Origin of the sequence: Streptomyces sp. NPDC008086, assembly GCF_042957325.1 — a bacterium.
In the GTDB taxonomy this organism is placed as follows: Bacteria; Actinomycetota; Actinomycetes; order Streptomycetales; family Streptomycetaceae; genus Streptomyces.
This window is the reverse complement of the sequence record NZ_JBIBIA010000005.1, coordinates 176,653-192,266: the sequence shown is the minus strand read 5'-3', so window position 1 is coordinate 192,266 and position 15,614 is coordinate 176,653. Positions and strand designations below refer to the sequence as shown.

Annotated in this window: 15 protein-coding genes; 13 read left to right on the top strand and 2 right to left on the bottom strand. The window is 70.9% G+C overall.

From position 1 onward, the window contains the following. The first annotated feature begins 36 nt into the window (after positions 1-36). The 5 genes from ACFZBP_RS18790 to ACFZBP_RS18770 all read left to right on the top strand — a co-directional run bounded on the left by ACFZBP_RS18790 (position 37) and on the right by ACFZBP_RS18770 (position 4,837). The gene (locus tag ACFZBP_RS18790) at positions 37-972 is read left to right on the top strand and encodes an FAD-dependent oxidoreductase (RefSeq protein WP_391414372.1); all 936 of its coding nucleotides are present in this window, start codon (positions 37-39) and stop codon (positions 970-972) included. A gap of 123 nt (positions 973-1,095) precedes the next feature. Beyond that, positions 1,096-2,634: an ATP-dependent DNA ligase gene (locus ACFZBP_RS18785; RefSeq protein WP_391414369.1), complete on the top strand. Its 1,539-nt coding sequence runs from the start codon at positions 1,096-1,098 to the stop codon at positions 2,632-2,634. Next, positions 2,631-3,104, top strand: a complete 474-nt coding sequence (locus ACFZBP_RS18780; protein WP_391414367.1) for an NUDIX domain-containing protein — start codon at positions 2,631-2,633, stop codon at positions 3,102-3,104. Before ACFZBP_RS18785 ends, ACFZBP_RS18780 begins: the two co-directional genes overlap by 4 nt. Positions 3,105-3,180: 76 nt before the next feature. Further along, positions 3,181-4,575, top strand: a complete 1,395-nt coding sequence (locus ACFZBP_RS18775) for an NADP-dependent succinic semialdehyde dehydrogenase (protein WP_383453795.1) — start codon at positions 3,181-3,183, stop codon at positions 4,573-4,575. 25 nt (positions 4,576-4,600) lie between these two features. Next, positions 4,601-4,837, top strand: coding sequence for a DUF6213 family protein (locus ACFZBP_RS18770; protein WP_126389501.1), 237 nt, complete (start codon positions 4,601-4,603; stop codon positions 4,835-4,837). A 160-nt stretch (positions 4,838-4,997) separates the two neighbouring features. Here ACFZBP_RS18770 and ACFZBP_RS18765 read toward each other — a convergent pair whose 3' ends face one another. Next, complete coding sequence (locus tag ACFZBP_RS18765; protein WP_383453791.1) at positions 4,998-6,230, bottom strand: acyl-CoA dehydrogenase family protein; 1,233 nt, start codon at positions 6,228-6,230, stop codon at positions 4,998-5,000. A 170-nt stretch (positions 6,231-6,400) separates the two neighbouring features. Here ACFZBP_RS18765 and ACFZBP_RS18760 point away from each other — a divergent pair, with 170 nt between their 5' ends. Beyond that, entirely contained in the window at positions 6,401-7,045 is a 645-nt protein-coding gene (locus ACFZBP_RS18760; RefSeq protein ID WP_383453788.1) for a TetR family transcriptional regulator, read from the top strand. Between the two features lie 70 nt (positions 7,046-7,115). On the opposite strand, the gene def is transcribed toward ACFZBP_RS18760, so the two are convergent. Next, positions 7,116-7,655 carry a peptide deformylase gene (gene def, locus ACFZBP_RS18755; protein WP_391414363.1) on the bottom strand — a complete coding sequence of 180 codons (540 nt, stop codon included), beginning with the start codon at positions 7,653-7,655 and terminating at the stop codon, positions 7,116-7,118. 112 nt (positions 7,656-7,767) lie between these two features. Between def and ACFZBP_RS18750 the strand changes: the two genes are divergently transcribed. The 7 genes from ACFZBP_RS18750 to ACFZBP_RS18720 all read left to right on the top strand — a co-directional run bounded on the left by ACFZBP_RS18750 (position 7,768) and on the right by ACFZBP_RS18720 (position 15,606). After that, positions 7,768-9,006: a MurT ligase domain-containing protein gene (locus ACFZBP_RS18750; protein WP_383453782.1), complete on the top strand. Its 1,239-nt coding sequence runs from the start codon at positions 7,768-7,770 to the stop codon at positions 9,004-9,006. Between the two features lie 24 nt (positions 9,007-9,030). Continuing rightward, a complete protein-coding gene (locus ACFZBP_RS18745; protein ID WP_383453779.1) occupies positions 9,031-9,759 on the top strand; it encodes a type 1 glutamine amidotransferase in 729 nt (242 codons plus the stop codon). 166 nt (positions 9,760-9,925) lie between these two features. After that, positions 9,926-10,951, top strand: a complete 1,026-nt coding sequence (locus ACFZBP_RS18740) for a 6-phosphofructokinase (protein WP_062722841.1) — start codon at positions 9,926-9,928, stop codon at positions 10,949-10,951. A 199-nt stretch (positions 10,952-11,150) separates the two neighbouring features. Continuing rightward, on the top strand, positions 11,151-12,101 hold the full coding sequence (locus ACFZBP_RS18735; protein WP_391414360.1) for a cytochrome c oxidase assembly protein: 951 nt from the start codon (positions 11,151-11,153) through the stop codon (positions 12,099-12,101). 69 nt (positions 12,102-12,170) lie between these two features. Next, positions 12,171-13,526, top strand: coding sequence for a DUF6777 domain-containing protein (locus ACFZBP_RS18730; RefSeq protein WP_391414358.1), 1,356 nt, complete (start codon positions 12,171-12,173; stop codon positions 13,524-13,526). 39 nt (positions 13,527-13,565) lie between these two features. Further along, positions 13,566-15,404, top strand: a complete 1,839-nt coding sequence (locus ACFZBP_RS18725; RefSeq protein ID WP_383453770.1) for a protein kinase — start codon at positions 13,566-13,568, stop codon at positions 15,402-15,404. A gap of 13 nt (positions 15,405-15,417) precedes the next feature. Next, on the top strand, positions 15,418-15,606 hold the full coding sequence (locus ACFZBP_RS18720; RefSeq protein WP_383453767.1) for a hypothetical protein: 189 nt from the start codon (positions 15,418-15,420) through the stop codon (positions 15,604-15,606). The last annotated feature ends 8 nt before the right edge of the window (positions 15,607-15,614 follow it).

Here is a 15,614-nt window from a genome sequence, read left to right as displayed (position 1 = left end):
GGTGACCGCGCGACTGTCTCGGTGGAGGTGGTCACCATGACCGAGCACAACACCGGTGCGTACGAAGTGATCGTCGTCGGAGGCGGCGCCGCGGGCCTGTCCGCCGCCCTCGTCCTGGGCCGCGCCCGGCGCCGCACCCTGGTCGTGGATGCCGGCGAGCCCCGCAACGCGCCCGCCGCCCACATGCAGGGCTACCTGTCCCGGGACGGCATGCCGCCCGCCGACTTCCTGGCCGTCGGACGCGAGGAGATCGCACGGTACGGCGTGGAGCTGGTCCGCGACCGGGTGGTGGACGTCGAGCGCGGCGCGGACTTCGCGGTCACCCTGTCCGACGGCCGGCACCTCCACGCCCGGCGCCTGGTCGTCGCCACCGGCCTCAAGGACGAGCTGCCCGACGTCCCCGGCGTCGCCGAACGCTTCGGCCGTGACGTGCTGCACTGCCCGTACTGCCACGGCTGGGAGGTCCGCGACCAGGCCTTCGGCGTGCTGGCGACCACCGCGATGAGCGTCCACCAGGCGCTCATGGTGTCGCAGTGGTCGAAGGACGTGACCTTCTTCCTGCACCAGGTCCCCGAGTCCGACCTCTCGGACGACGACCTGCGCAGGCTGGCGGCGGCGGGCGTGAAGGTCATCCCGGTTGCGGTGGCCGGGCTTGTGATCGAGGACGACCGGCTGACCGGCGTACGCCTGACGGACGGCACGGTGCACGCACGCGAGGTCCTGTTCGTCGCACCCCGCGCGGTGCCGCAGACCGGCCTCCTGGAGAAGCTCGGCGCCGAGTTCCAGCAGACCCCCTTCGGCGCATATCCGGTGGTCGACCCGACGGGACTGACCTCGGTGCCGGGCGTCTGGGCGGTAGGCAACGCGATGGCCTTCGCCGAGCAGGTCGTCAACGCGGCAGCGGGTGGCTACCGGGCGGGGGCGTTCATCAACGGCGAGCTCCTCTTCGCCGACCTCGACGCAACCCCCTAGGGGCGCGGGGCCGTGCCGATATGCGGCTCCGCCGCGTGGGCGCGACCAGCCACAACGCGCCCGCGGACAAAGGACAGCCTTCGTCGGCGTGTGAACCGGCGGAGCGCGACGCACCATGGCTGCATGCTGCTGACCCGACTGGCCCAGGTGTCCCAGGAGATCGCCGCGACCTCGGCCCGCTCCCGGAAGACCGCCCTGCTGGCGGAACTCTTCCGGGACGCCGAGCCGGACGACGTGCCGATCGTCATCCCCTACCTGGCGGGACGCCTCCCCCAGGGCCGCCTGGGCATCGGCTGGAAGGTACTGAGCCGCCCGGTCGCCCCGGCCACCGAGCCCACCCTCACGGTGGCCGAGGTGGACACCCGCCTCACGGAGCTGGGCAAGGTGACCGGCACCGGATCCCAGGCGGAACGCACCCGTCTGGTGGGCGAGTTGATGGGCGCGGCCACGGAGAACGAGCAGCGCTTCCTGTTCGGCCTGATCACCGGCGAGGTCCGGCAGGGCGCCCTGGACGCCGTGGCGGTCGAGGGCCTGGCCCAGGCGACCGAGGCGCCGCCGGCGGACGTACGCCGAGCGGTGATGCTCGCCGGGTCGCTCCAGGCGGTGGCCGAGGCCCTGCTCGCCGAGGGCCCCGCCGCACTCGCCCGCTTCCGGCTCACCGTCGGCCGCCCGGTGCTGCCGATGCTGGCGCACAGCGCCTCGTCGGTGGCGGAGGCGGTCGAGAAACTCGGGGTCTGCGCGGTCGAGGAGAAGCTGGACGGCATCCGCGTCCAGCTGCACCGCGACGGCGACACCGTACGGATCTACACCCGCACCCTGGACGACATCACCGACCGCCTTCCCGAACTCACCGCCACCGCACTGGAGTTGAGGGGCGAGCGTTTCATCCTGGACGGCGAGGTCATCGCCTTCGACGCCGCGGGCCGGCCCCGCTCCTTCCAGGAGACCGCCGGCCGCGTCGGCTCCCGCGTGGACGTGGCGACGGCCGCGAGAGAGGTCCCCGTCTCCCCCGTCTTCTTCGACGCCCTGTCCGTCGACGGCCACGACCTGCTCGACCTGCCGTTCACCGAACGGCACGCGGAGCTGGCCCGGCTGGTCCCCGAGCCGATGCGGGTGCGCCGCACCCAGGTGTCCGGCCCCGACGACCTCGCGCGGGCCGAGGGCTTCCTCGCCGAGACCCTGGAGCGCGGCCACGAGGGCGTCGTCGTCAAGGCCCTCGACGCCTCCTACAGCGCGGGCCGCCGAGGCGCGTCCTGGCTGAAGGTCAAGCCCGTCCACACCCTGGACCTGGTGGTGCTGGCCGCCGAGTGGGGCCACGGCCGCAGGACCGGCAAGCTCTCCAACCTGCACCTCGGGGCCCGCACGGCGGACGGCGGCTTCGCCATGCTCGGCAAGACGTTCAAGGGGATGACCGACGCCCTGCTGACCTGGCAGACCGAGCGGCTCCAGGAACTGGCCGTGGAGACCAAGAGCTGGGGTGTGACCGTACGCCCCGAACTCGTCGTCGAGATCGCCTACGACGGCCTTCAGCGCTCCACCCGTTACCCGGCCGGTGTGACGCTCCGCTTCGCCCGCGTGGTCCGTTATCGCGAGGACAAGCGGCCGGAGGAGGCCGACACGGTCGAGACGCTGCTCGCCGCCCACCCGGAGGTGAAGCCATGACGTCGTCGCGGGGTAGGCACAGCGCCGGTCTGCTCCTCTTCCGCCGCACCGATGACGGCCTGGAGGTGTTGCTCGGGCACATGGGCGGCCCGTTCTTCGCCAAGAGGGACGCCGGGGCGTGGACGGTCCCGAAGGGCGAGTACGAGCCCGACGAGCCCGCCTGGGAGGCGGCCCGCCGTGAGTTCCGGGAGGAGCTGGGGCTGGCGCCGCCCGACGGGGAGGCCGTACCGCTCGGCGAGGTGAGACAGGCCGGCGGCAAGACCGTCACGGTGTGGGCGGTGGAGGCCGACCTCGATCCGGGGACGGCGACGTTCGGAACGTTCGTCATGGAGTGGCCGCCGCGCTCGGGACGGACCCAGGAGTTCCCGGAGCTGGACCGGGTGGAGTGGCTGGGCGTCGAGCGGGCGCGCGAGGTGATCGTCAAGGCCCAGGCGACGTTTCTCGACCGGCTGGCGGAGCACTCGGCCTGAGCGGCCGTACACGCGTTGCGGTAGCCACCGCCGCGCGGGAAGGTCGAAGCATCAGCCCGCTTCCAGGAGGTCGGTCATGCCCATCGCGACGGTGAACCCGGCGAACGGCGAGACGCTCAAGACGTACGAGGCCATGGGCGCCGAGGAGATCGAGCGCAGGCTCCAGCTCGCCGAGGCCACGTTCCGCACGTACCGGACGACCGGCTTCGTCGACCGGGCTCGTCTGCTGCTCCAGGCGGCGAGTCTCCTGGAGGAGGACCAGCAGGACGTCGCCCGGATGATGACGACCGAGATGGGCAAGCCCATCAAGCAGTCCCGCGCCGAGGTCGCCAAGTGCGCCAAGGCGATGCGCTGGTACGCCGACCGGGCCGAGGAACTGCTCGCCGACGAGGAGCCGCCCGACGCGGACGTGAAGGACTCCGGCGCCGCACGCGTCCGGGTGCGGTACCGGCCGCTGGGTCCGGTGCTCGCGGTCATGCCGTGGAACTTCCCCCTCTGGCAGGTGATCCGCTTCGCGGCGCCGGCGCTGATGGCCGGCAACGTCGGTCTCCTCAAGCACGCTTCGAACGTCCCCCAGACCGCCCTCTACCTGGAGGACCTGTTCCACCGCGCGGGCTACACCGAGGGCTGCTTCCAGACCCTGCTCGTCGGCTCCGGGCAGGTCGACGAGATCCTGCGCGACGAACGCGTCAAGGCGGCCACGCTGACCGGCAGCGAGCCGGCCGGCCGCGCTGTCGCCTCCACCGCCGGGGAGATGATCAAGAAGACGGTGCTGGAGCTGGGCGGCAGCGACCCGTACGTCGTCATGCCGTCGGCCGACCTGGACCGGGCCGCGCAGGTCGCGGTGACCGCGCGCGTGCAGAACACCGGTCAGTCGTGCATCGCCGCCAAGCGGTTCATCGTGCACACGGACGTCTACGACGCCTTCGCCGAACGGTTCGTCGAGGGCATGAAGGCGCTGAAGGTCGGCGACCCGATGCTGGACGAGACGGACGTCGGCCCGCTCTCCAGCGAACAGGGCCGTACGGACCTGGAGGAACTGGTCGACGACGCCAAGCGGGCCGGCGCGACGGTCCTGTGCGGCGGCCACGAGTTGCGCCGGCCCGAGCTGCCCGGCTGGTACTACCCGCCCACCGTGCTCGCCGACATCACCCGCGAGATGCGCATCCACCGCGAGGAGGCCTTCGGGCCGGTCGCCACGCTGTACCGGGCGAGTGACCTGGACGAGGCGGTGCTCATCGCGAACGACTCGCCGTTCGGGCTGAGTTCGAACGTATGGACGCGGGACGAGGCCGACGTCGACCGGTTCGTCCGGGATCTGGAGGCCGGAAGTGTGTACGTCAACGGAATGACGGCGTCCCATCCGGCGTTCCCGTTTGGCGGAGTAAAGCGGTCCGGTTACGGGCGTGAGCTGTCCGGGCACGGAATCCGCGAGTTCTGCAACATCACTACGGTTTGGCAGGGTGCGTGAGCGCCGCGCGGCTACGATCCCGGGTGTGAACCGCGAAGTTACTCTGCCGCTGATCGTCGACGACCGCGGGACCCTGCAGGTGGCTGCCGCCGATGTGAGCAAGCTGCTGCGAACCGTGGGTGGACGGTGGCTGCACCTCGTCGAGGCCGGGGAGGACGGGCTCGACGAGGACACGGTGGCGGCGCTGACCATCGAACTGGCGAAGCTCGCGGACCGGATCGACGTGGCGTGCATCGCGCACAGCAGCGGGACCGCGCCGTAGAGATGGCGGTTCGGACCCGTCTGCCGGTACGTCGTGGCTGGTCGCGCAGTTCCCCGCGCCCCTTGAGTGGGTTGCGGATGCCGACCTCGAGGGGCGCGGGGAACTGCGCGAGCAACCACGGAAGACCCGCAGCCCGCTTCGCGCAGAAACCCCCACGGCGCTACCGGATCGGCATCCCCGACAACGTACGGGCGATCACCAGCCGCTGGATCTCACTCGTCCCCTCGAAGATCGTGTAGATCGCGCTGTCGCGGTGCATCCGCTCCACGGGGTACTCCCGTGTGTAGCCGTTGCCACCGAGGATCTGTATCGCCTGGGCCGTGACCTTCTTCGCCGTCTCGCTCGCGAAGAGCTTCGACATCGAGCCCTCGGCCGCCGTGAACGGCTTCCCGTTGATCGCCATCCAGGAAGCACGCCACACCAGCAGCCGCGCGGCATCGATCTGGGTCCGCATCTCGGCCAGCTGGAAGGCCACGCCCTGGTTGTCGATGATGGGCCGTCCGAACTGCTCACGGGTCATCGCGTAGTCGAGGGCGACCTCGTACGCGGCACGGGCCGTGCCGACGGCCATCGCACCGACGGCCGGCCGTGAGGCCTCGAACGTGGCCATCGCCGCGTTCTTCACGCGCTCGCCCCCGCCCGCCGCCCTGGCCCGCTCACGCGCCCGCGCCAGCCTCTCGTCCAGCTTCTCCTTGCCGCCCAGCAGGCAGGAGCCCGGCACCCGCACGTTGTCCAGGATGACCTCGGCGGTGTGCGAGGCGCGGATGCCGTGCTTCTTGAACTTCTGCCCCTGGGCCAGGCCCGGCGTGTTCGGCGGGATGATGAAGGAGGCGTGCCCCTTGGAGCCGAGGTCGGGGTCGACGACCGCGACGACCACGTGGACGTTGGCGATGCCGCCGTTGGTCGCCCAGGTCTTCGTGCCGTTGATCACCCACTCGTCCTTGGCCTCGTCGTACACGGCACGCGTACGCATCGAGGCCACGTCGGACCCGGCGTCGGGTTCGGAGGAGCAGAACGCGGCGAGCTTGACATCGCCCGCGTCGCCGTACATCTGGGGCACCCAGGTGCCGATCTGCTCCTCGGTGCCGTTGGCGAGGACGCCCACGGCGGCGAGGCCGGTGCCGACGATCGACAGGGCGATGCCGGCGTCGCCCCAGAACAGTTCCTCCATGGCCATCGGTATGCCGAGGCCGGTCTGGTCGAAGTACTGCTGGGCGTAGAAGTCGAGGGAGTAGATGCCGACCTTCGCGGCCTCCTGGATGACCGGCCAGGGAGTCTCCTCACGCTCGTCCCATTCGGCGGCCGCGGGGCGGATCACGTCGGCCGCGAAGCCGTGCAGCCAGTCCCGGACCTCCTTCTGTTCGTCGTTGAGCTCCATGGTGAACTCGGCCATGTCCCCTCCAGCGGCGGTACGTGCGTGTTACTAGCGGTAACCCTAGTTTGTTACTGGCTAGTAGGTAAAGTCAACTCCCGATGACTCATCGACCGCCCATTCGATGGATGGAGCATGTTGAGTGTTAGTTTGCGCAGGCGTCATCGATTGAGCACGGGTGGGGAGAACGAATGGACACCACGCAGCGGACCGATCAGCAACGATCCGCCGACCGCCGTCGGCGTGAGCTGCTGGAGGCCGCCGACCGGGTGGTGCTGCGCGACGGACCGCAGGCCTCGATGAACGCCATCGCCGCGGAGGCGGGGATCACGAAGCCGATTCTGTACCGGCACTTCGGCGACAAGAGCGGACTTTACGCGGCGTTGGCCAAGCGGCACACGGATGCGCTGCTGGACTCGTTGCGGGCCGCGCTCGACGCTCCCGCGGACCGGCGGGAGCGGGTCGAGTCGACGCTGGACACCTACCTCGCGGCGATCGAGGCCCGCCCTCAGGTGTACCGGTTCCTGATGCATCCGACGGAGGGTGGTCAGACGGCGGATCAGGGGTTCGACGTCGGCAAGCACTCGATGCCGTTGCTGCGCACGATGGGCGAGGAGCTGGCCACCGTGATCGAGGAGCGGTTGGATCTCGGGCCTGGCAGTCAGCAGCTCGCCCGGGTGTGGGGGCACGGGATAGTCGGGATGATGCATGCGGCCGGGGACTGGTGGCTCGGGGAACGGCCTTGTTCGCGGGCGGAGTTGGTGGGGAGTCTGGCCGACCTGTTGTGGGGACGGTTGGCTGCCGCCGGGGACAAGATGGGTGGTCCGGGGTTCTGAAGGCCGTGGTTCGGGTGCGGGTCTGCGGGGGCTGGTCGCGCAGTTCCCCGCGCCCCTGACGGCACCGCAGTCACCGGCGCCAGGAAGCCCGAGCCACCTGACGCATGAGACGGCGGTGGCGCCATCCGCCAACGCGGTCCGCGTACACCTTCCCCTCCAAGTGGTCGCACTCATGCTGCAAGCACCTCGCGAAGAACCCGGTCCCATGGATCGTGACCGGCTCGCCCGTCACCGTGAATCCCTCGACCACCGCATGGTCGTACCGTTCCGTCCCCGCCTCCAGGCCCGGCAGGGACAGGCAGCCCTCCGGGCCCCGGATCACCACCCCGTCCGTCTCCACCAACCGGGGGTTCACCACATGACCGAGGTGTCGTACGTCCTCGTCGTCGGGGCAGTCGTACACGAACACCCGCAGCGACTCGCCCACCTGGTTCGCGGCGAGGCCCACGCCCTGGGCCGCGTACATCGTCGTGAACAAGTCCTCCACCAGCGTCGCCAGTTCGGGGCCGAAGTCGGTGACCTGCGCGCAGGGTGCGTGCAGCACCGGGTCGCCGAGCAGGGTGAGGGGACGGACGCGCCCGTGCGCGCCCGGAATGGAGGCGTTCCGCATGGCCGCAAGGGTACGGCGGTTCGGGAGTGCGAATGGATCTCGATAGGCTGACCACCACCACGTTGCCGTAGGGCTTCAGGCGCGGCGCGTACGCAAGGAGGATCGAGAACTGATGGCAGGCAACTCGGACCCGCTCACGCCGCGGGCCAAGATCGCCGTGACCGCGGGCAAGGCGGTCGCAGCGGCATCTCGCGCCGCGGGGCGCGGCAGCGGTTCGGTGATCGGCGGCCGGGTGGCGCTCAAGCTCGACCCCGACCTCCTCGCCAGGCTCGCGCAGAACCTGGACGTGGTCCTCGTCTCCGCGACCAACGGCAAGACGACCACGACCCGGCTCATCGCGGAGGCGCTGCGGGCCGCCGGCCCGGTCGTGTCCAACGCGCTCGGCGCCAACATGCCGGCCGGCATCACCTCGGCGCTCGCGGGCAGCGGGGAGGCGCGCTACGGCGTCATCGAGGTCGACGAGAAGTACCTCGCCGGCGTCGCGCGGGACACCGACCCCAAGTGCATCGCGCTGCTCAACCTCTCCCGCGACCAGCTGGACCGCGCCGCCGAGACGCGGATGCTGGCCGAGAACTGGCGCGAGGGCCTCGCGGGTTCGAAGGCCGTGATCGTGGCCAACGCCGACGACCCGCTGGTCGTGTGGGCGGCGTCCTCGTCGCCGAACGTGATCTGGGTCGCCGCCGGGCAGATGTGGAAGGACGACGCCTGGTCCTGCCCGTCGTGCGGCGGTGTGATGCAGCGGCCCGGCGACGACTGGTTCTGCGGTGAGTGCGGCTTCCGGCGGCCCACCCCGAGCTGGGCGCTCTCCGGTGACCATGTGCTCGACCCGCACGGGTCCGCCTGGCCCATCCATCTCCAGCTGCCCGGGCGTGCCAACAAGGCCAACGCCGCGTCTTCGGCAGCCGTCGCCGCCGTGTTCGGGGTGCCGCCGCAGGTCGCCCTGGAGCGGATGTACCAGGTGCAGGCCGTCGCGGGACGCTACGACGTCGTGCAGTTCGAGGGGCGGGACCTGCGGCTGCTGCTCGCCAAGAACCCGGCCGGCTGGCTGGAGACGTTCTCCCTGATCGACCCGCCGCCGACCCCGGTGATCCTCTCCGTGAACGCGCGCGGCGCCGACGGCACCGACACCTCCTGGCTGTGGGACGTCGACTACACGCGGCTGTCCGGGCACCCGATCTGTGTCATCGGCGACCGCAAGCTCGACCTCGCGGTGCGTCTGGAGGTCGCGAACCAGCAGTTCCAGGTGTGCGAGAACCTCGACCAGGCGGTGCAGCTGTGCCCGCCGGGCCGGATCGAGGTCATCGCCAACTACACCGCGTTCCAGGACCTGCGCCGCCGCGTCGGCAACTGAGCCAAGAGACTTCAGGGGACTTAAGTGAGCGACAACCAACTGCGGGTCGTCTGGATCTACCCGGACCTGCTCAGCACCTACGGCGACCAGGGCAACGTCCTCGTCGTGGAGCGCCGTGCCCGCCAGCGCGGCCTCGACGTGGCCCGCCTCGACGTGCGCAGCGACCAGCCGATCCCGACCTCCGGCGACATCTACCTGATCGGCGGCGGCGAGGACCGTCCGCAGCGGCTCGCGGCCGAGCGGCTGCGCCGGGACGGCGGTCTGCACCGGGCCGTGGAGAACGGCGCGATCGTGTTCTCGGTGTGCGCCGGCTACCAGATCCTCGGCCACGAGTTCATCAACGACCTCGGTCAGCGTGAGCCCGGCCTCGGGCTGATCGACGTGGTGTCCGTCCGTGGTGAGGGCGAGCGGTGCGTCGGCGACGTCCTCGGGGACATCGACCCGAGGCTCGGCCTGCCCCCGCTGACCGGCTTCGAGAACCACCAGGGCGTCACCCACCTCGGCCCCACCGCCCGCCCCTTCGCCCAGGTCCGCCTCGGCAACGGCAACGGAACCGGTGACGGCACGGAGGGCGCGTACAACGACACCGTCTTCGGTACGTACATGCACGGCCCGGTGCTGGCCCGCAACCCGCTGATCGCGGACCACCTGCTGAAGCTTGCGCTCGACGTGAACGCGCTGCCGCCGACCGACGACCGGTGGTACGAGGCGCTTCGCAACGAGCGGATCGCGTCCGCGCAGCAGCCCGCGTGAGCGCTGTCGCGCAGCCCGTCTGACGGCCCGTCCGCACAGGTGAGCGGGGTCGTCCAGCAGGCGGACGCACGGTTCGGCCCCGCCCCCTGATGCCGCTAGGGTGGCGGGGATTCGAGCCGGACAACGTGGTCCGGTCCCGGCCCACGTTGAGAAGGTATTCCGGGCTATGCGCATTGGTGTCCTCACGTCCGGCGGCGACTGCCCCGGCCTGAACGCCGTCATCCGGTCCGTCGTGCACCGCGCCGTCGTGGACCACGGCGACGAGGTCATCGGCTTCCGGGACGGCTGGAAGGGCCTCCTGGAGTGCGACTACCTCAAGCTCGACCTCGACGCGGTGGGGGGCATCCTCGCCCGCGGCGGCACGATCCTCGGTTCCTCTCGGGTCCAGCCCTCCCATCTGCGCGACGGCGTGGAGCGGGCCAAGGGCCATGTCGCGGAGCTCGGCCTCGACGCGATCATCCCGATCGGCGGCGAGGGCACGCTCAAGGCGGCCCGGCTCATGTCCGACAGCGGCCTGCCCGTGGTGGGGGTCCCGAAGACCATCGACAACGACATCGCGGTCACCGACGTCACCTTCGGTTTCGACACGGCCGTGGGGGTGGCCACCGAGGCCCTGGACCGGCTCAAGACCACCGCCGAGTCCCACCAGCGGGTCCTCGTCGTCGAGGTCATGGGCCGCCACACCGGCTGGATCGCGCTGCACTCCGGGATGGCGGCCGGCGCGCACGCCATCGTCGTACCGGAACGCCCCTTCGACATCGAGGAGTTGGCCCGTCGGGTCGGCGAGCGGTTCGACGCCGGCAAGCGCTTCGCGATCGTCGTGGCGGCCGAGGGCGCCAAGCCGATGCCGGGCTCCATGGAGTTCGACGAGGGCGGCAAGGACATCTACGGCCATGAGCGCTTCGCCGGGATCGCCCGGCAGCTGTCGATCGAGCTGGAGCAGCGGCTCGGCAAGGAGGCACGGCCGGTCATCCTGGGGCATGTGCAGCGGGGCGGTACGCCGACCGCGTACGACCGGGTGCTGGCGACCCGTTTCGGCTGGCACGCGGTGGAGGCCGTGCACCGGGGCGAGTTCGGACACATGACGGCGCTGCGGGGCACGGACATCGTGATGGTGCCGCTCGCGGAGGCCGTGGAGACATTGAAGACGGTCCCGGCGGACCGGTACGAAGAGGCTGAGTGCGTGCTCTGAGCCTCGCCGCAGGACCGCAGGTTGTCAGCAGTCTGCGGGTGGTTCGTGGCTTGTCGCGCCCACGCGGCGGAGCCGCACATCGATACAGCCCCGCGCCCCTGGGCGATGCAGCTGCCCCCGGTCGAGAACTCGGCCGGGGGCAGTTCTAGTCTGTGTGCGGACAGACTTGCACAACCCCCACGAATCAGGAGCCGTCGGAATGGATCACAGCGGGCACGGCATGACCATGGATCTGCCGCCGTTCACGCTGGGACGGGGTCTTCAGTGGTCGGCCGACCCGTTCTTCCTCGTCGCCTGTCTGGTGGCGCTCGCGCTGTACGCCTGGGGGGTCGTGCGGCTGCGGCGGCGGGGGGACGCGTGGTCCGTGGGGCGGACGGTCTCGTATGTCACCGGGGTGCTGACCGTGATGCTCGTCATGTGCACCGGGCTGAACGACTACGGCATGGTCATGTTCAGCGTGCACATGGTGCAGCACATGGTGATCAGCATGCTGTCGCCGATCCTGATCCTGCTCGGCGCCCCGATCACCCTGGCCCTGCGGGCGATGCCACCGGCGGGGCGCGGACGCAAGGGGCCCCGGGAACTGCTGCTGGCTCTGCTGCACAGCCGGTACATGCGGATCATCACGCATCCGGCGTTCACGATCCCGCTGTTCATCGCCAGCCTCTACGCGCTGTACTTCACGCCGCTCTTCGACTTCCTGATGGGCTCCAAGACGGGGCACATCGCGATGATGGTGCACTTCCTCGCGGTGGGCGTGGTGTTCTTCTGGCCGATCATCGGCGTGGACCCGGGTCCGCACCGGCCGGGGTATCTGATGCGGATGCTGGAGCTGTTCGCGGGGATGCCGTTCCACGCGTTCTTCGGGATCGCGTTGATGATGGCGTCGGAGCCGATGGTCGAGACGTTCAAGAACCCGCCCGGCTCGCTCGGTATCGAGGCGCTCTCCGACCAGAACGCGGCCGGTGGTATCGCCTGGGCGTTCAGTGAGATTCCGTCCGTGCTGGTGCTGATCGCCCTGCTGTTCCAGTGGTACCGCTCGGAGCAGCGGCAGGCCCGGCGCACGGACCGGGCCGCCGACCGGGACGGCGACAAGGAACTCGAGGCGTACAACGCCTATTTGGCCTCATTGAACGCACGCGGAAACTGAGGAAACCGAAAGGCTTCGCCTTTCAGTAGCATGAAGCGCGTCGGGGGAACCGCACCGGGGGGAGCGGTAATGGCGCTTCGTGTTTTCGTACGCAGGTTCGCCGTCGTATGGGTCTGCGTACTCGTGTTGAGCGGGTGCGACCGGGACGCGCCTGTGTCCGTCGTGAAGGCAGTGGCCGCGGGAGTTCCTTCGCTCGCGCCCTTCTTCGACGAGAACCAGGGGCTCGGGCGGGATGACGCGCGGGTCACCACGGTCCGGGCCGCGCACGGTGGTCTTCAGCAGGGGGATACTCCGGGCCTGTACGGAGGGTCCGAGCAGCCGGCGATCTGCGATGTCGTACGGCTGAAGAAGTTCCTCACCGATCCCGCCCATGAGCGCAAGGCACGGGCGTGGGCCACCGCCCTGTTCCTTTCGACGGACGAGATTCCCGGATATCTGGAACGCCTCACACCTGTTCTCCTGCGTCACGACACTCTCGTGCGGAATCACGACTACAAGAAGGGGAAGGCCGTCCCCTTCGACGCGTTGCTTCAGTCGGGAATCGCGATTCTCGTCGATGAGCAGGGTCTTCCCGCGGTGAAGTGCTCGTGCGGAAATCCGTTGCGGCCCTTCGAGGGTGACACGACCCGGATAACCGTCGCGTTCGATGACCGTAATGAGGAGTGGAAGGGGTACGAGAAGTCGTCCGTGGTGGCCGTGCGATCCGCGCCCCGGAAAGTGGAGCGGCTCGCCCTGGTCGACATCCATGAACCGGATCGGGGCATCGCCCGTCCCGTGGGGACGGCCGGGGAGGACGATGCCGCGTTCGACACGCGTGAGCGGCGTGCCGTGCCCGACCTCGCCGGGGCGACGTTCGGGCAGGCGAGCCGGCGCCTGGCCGACCAGGGGCTGGCCGTCGACCTCGACGGCAGGGGGCTGCCGCCGGACGACGCCCCGGTGACGGCCTCGAATCCCCCGGCCGGGACCGAGCTGCGGTTCGGGGAGTACGTCACGCTGAGCGTGACCGGCGACAGCTCCGGTGGGGCGGTGCCCACTCCCCCGGGCTCGACGCCCACGCCGACGCCCACTCCGACGCCGACACCGACCAGGTCGTCGCCGTCTTCGTCGTCCTCACCCCCTTCGTCGTCCGCGTCGACTCCGCCGCCCTCGTCTCCGGGGAGTTCGCAGTCCAGCAGCTCCAAACCGTCCGGCCCAGGGCCCACGAGCGGCTCCCCGTCCACGGGAACGTCCTCCGCACCCCGCCCCTCGGCCAAGCCCCCCACGTCCAGCACACCGCCCCCGCCGCCGTCCCTCACCAGCTCACCCCCGCCCAGCACGCCGGTCACCAGCGGCGCGCCCCCGTCCGGGACCAGTGCGCCCGCCACCAGCGACCCGGCGACCGGCACGCCCTCCGCCGTCGGCCCCTCCGCGCGCACGAGCGCCTAGCAACCACGCAGTGCACCCGCAGACCCCGGGAGTCACCGGATGCCCTCAGGATCACCGACGTCGGGAGTGGGCCGGGTCGTCGCCGGCCGCTATCTGCTGCTGAACCGGCTCGGCAGCGGCGGTATGGGCCATGTCTGGCTGGCCCACGACCGGAGACTCGCCTGCGAGGTCGCGCTGAAGGAGATCGTGTTCCGGGACCCGGCGGAGGCCGACGAGCGCGAGGCCAGGGTGGCCCGGGCCCGTGCGGAGGCCCGGCACGCGGCGGGGCTGCGCGGGCATCCGCACGTGGTGACCGTGCATGACGTGCTGGAGCACGAAGGGCTGCCGTGGATCGTCATGGAGTACGTGGCAGACGCCGTCAACCTGCGGGACCTCGTCGACCGGGACGGCCCGCCCGCGCCCGCGGAGTGCGCCCGCATCGGACTCGCCGTACTCGACGCGCTGACCGCCGGACACGAGCGGGGCGTCATGCACCGGGACGTGAAACCGGCGAACATCCTGCTCGCGCCGGACCGGTCCGGGGCGCCGTACGGGCGTGTGCTGCTCGCCGACTACGGCATCTCGGTGCAGCCGGACGCCGGGGAGACGCGGTACACGCTGGCGTCGGTGCTGGTGGGTACGGCGGGCTACTTGGCGCCGGAACGGGTGACGGGCGGGGCGCCCACGCCGGCCACGGACCTGTTCTCGCTGGGCTGCACGCTGTACCACGCGGTCGAGGGGCGGGGGCCCTTCGACCGCGAGTCGCATCTCGCCCAGGTGACCGCGGTGGTCATGGAGGAGCCCCGGCCGGCCGCGCGGGCCGGGGCGCTGGGACCCGTCGTACGGGCCCTGCTGGAGAAGGATCCGGCACGGCGGATGTCCGCCGCGGAGGCGGAGGCGGCGCTGTCACGGATCGTGACGCCCGAGGCGGACGCGTATACGCGCACCCGGACGGACCTCGGTTCGCAGCCGCACTGGGGCGGGGCGCCGCCCGGGACACCCGTGCCCTCCGTGACCCCACCGACGCCCATGGCGCCCTTGCCGTCCTCGTTGTCCGAGCCCGACCCATGGCCGCGTCGGACCCGTCCCCGCGTCCTGCACGCGGTGCTGGCCGGCCTCCTCGGGCTGGCCCTGGCGGGGGCCGGGGCCTGGTACGCGGTGGATCGGGAGTCGGACGAGGGCGGGTCGGGGCGGCCGTACGGCGATGCCGTCGGGCTCGGGGAGCCGCTGAAGGACGGTGACTGTGTGGTGGCCGACTGGCCCGGCGCGGCGCCCTTCCACGGGACGCCCCGGCTGCGGCTGGACCCCAGCTGTGGGGAGCTGGCTCCCGACGGGCAGGTGATGGCGTTCGTCGCCGCCGCGTCCGCCGCCGAGGCGCGCCGGGAGGGCCCTGCGGCGTGCGAGGAGCGGACGGAGGCGATCCGCGAGCGGCTCGCGGATGTGCGCGGCTTCGCCGTCGTACCGTCCGAGGCGGGGTTCGAGGCGGCGGGGCGGCGTACCGCCTGTCTGGTGCTGGGCGCGCACGGGCCGGTGTTCGGGCCGCTGGGTGGGCACCGCGAGGCGGGTTCGGCGTTCGCCGACACGGCGACCATGCAGCGGCGGGACTGTCTGGACGTGCGCTCGCGCCGGGACGCCCGCCTGGTGTCCTGCGCGGATCCGCACGACGAGCAGGTGCTCGGATTCACCCGACTGGGCGCCGACGTCACGCTGACCGAGGCCCGCACCGAATCGGACACGGCGTGTGCCCGTGAGGTGCCGCCGCGCGACTACGGGTTCGATCCCTCCGTGTACACGGCGGGCTCCTGGACGAGCGAGGGGTCCTGGAAGAACGGGACTCATTTCGTCGTGTGCACCGTCAGGAGGCAGAACGGGGGCACCATGGAGGGGGACGAACCATGAGGAGGGTGTCGCGATGCCCGGTTCTAGCGGTTCTGGCGGTTCTGCGGACAGTTCTACCAAGGCGATGGGGGTGGTCACCGTAGGAGGTCTCGTCGTGGTGACGGCCTACACGGTGGCGCTCGGGAGCAATGGCTGGCTGTGGTTCGGGTGGGTGGTGCTGGGGCTGATCACGCTGGGGCTGGTCGTCAGCCGCAGCACCTGAGAAGGGGG

Excerpts from the sequence above, each read along its gene's own strand:
- ACFZBP_RS18790 (WP_391414372.1), top strand. The coding sequence starts at position 37 with ATGACCGAGCACAACACCGGTGCGTACGAAGTGATCGTCGTCGGAGGC.
- ACFZBP_RS18735 (WP_391414360.1), top strand. The coding sequence starts at position 11,151 with ATGGATCACAGCGGGCACGGCATGACCATGGATCTGCCGCCGTTCACG.
- ACFZBP_RS18760 (WP_383453788.1), top strand. The coding sequence starts at position 6,401 with ATGGACACCACGCAGCGGACCGATCAGCAACGATCCGCCGACCGCCGT.
- ACFZBP_RS18785 (WP_391414369.1), top strand. The coding sequence starts at position 1,096 with ATGCTGCTGACCCGACTGGCCCAGGTGTCCCAGGAGATCGCCGCGACC.
- ACFZBP_RS18740 (WP_062722841.1), top strand. The coding sequence starts at position 9,926 with ATGCGCATTGGTGTCCTCACGTCCGGCGGCGACTGCCCCGGCCTGAAC.
- ACFZBP_RS18765 (WP_383453791.1), bottom strand. The coding sequence starts at position 6,230 with ATGGCCGAGTTCACCATGGAGCTCAACGACGAACAGAAGGAGGTCCGG.
- ACFZBP_RS18775 (WP_383453795.1), top strand. The coding sequence starts at position 3,181 with ATGCCCATCGCGACGGTGAACCCGGCGAACGGCGAGACGCTCAAGACG.
- def (WP_391414363.1), bottom strand. The coding sequence starts at position 7,655 with ATGCGGAACGCCTCCATTCCGGGCGCGCACGGGCGCGTCCGTCCCCTC.
- ACFZBP_RS18780 (WP_391414367.1), top strand. The coding sequence starts at position 2,631 with ATGACGTCGTCGCGGGGTAGGCACAGCGCCGGTCTGCTCCTCTTCCGC.
- ACFZBP_RS18720 (WP_383453767.1), top strand. The coding sequence starts at position 15,418 with ATGCCCGGTTCTAGCGGTTCTGGCGGTTCTGCGGACAGTTCTACCAAG.
- ACFZBP_RS18750 (WP_383453782.1), top strand. The coding sequence starts at position 7,768 with ATGGCAGGCAACTCGGACCCGCTCACGCCGCGGGCCAAGATCGCCGTG.
- ACFZBP_RS18725 (WP_383453770.1), top strand. The coding sequence starts at position 13,566 with ATGCCCTCAGGATCACCGACGTCGGGAGTGGGCCGGGTCGTCGCCGGC.
- ACFZBP_RS18730 (WP_391414358.1), top strand. The coding sequence starts at position 12,171 with ATGGCGCTTCGTGTTTTCGTACGCAGGTTCGCCGTCGTATGGGTCTGC.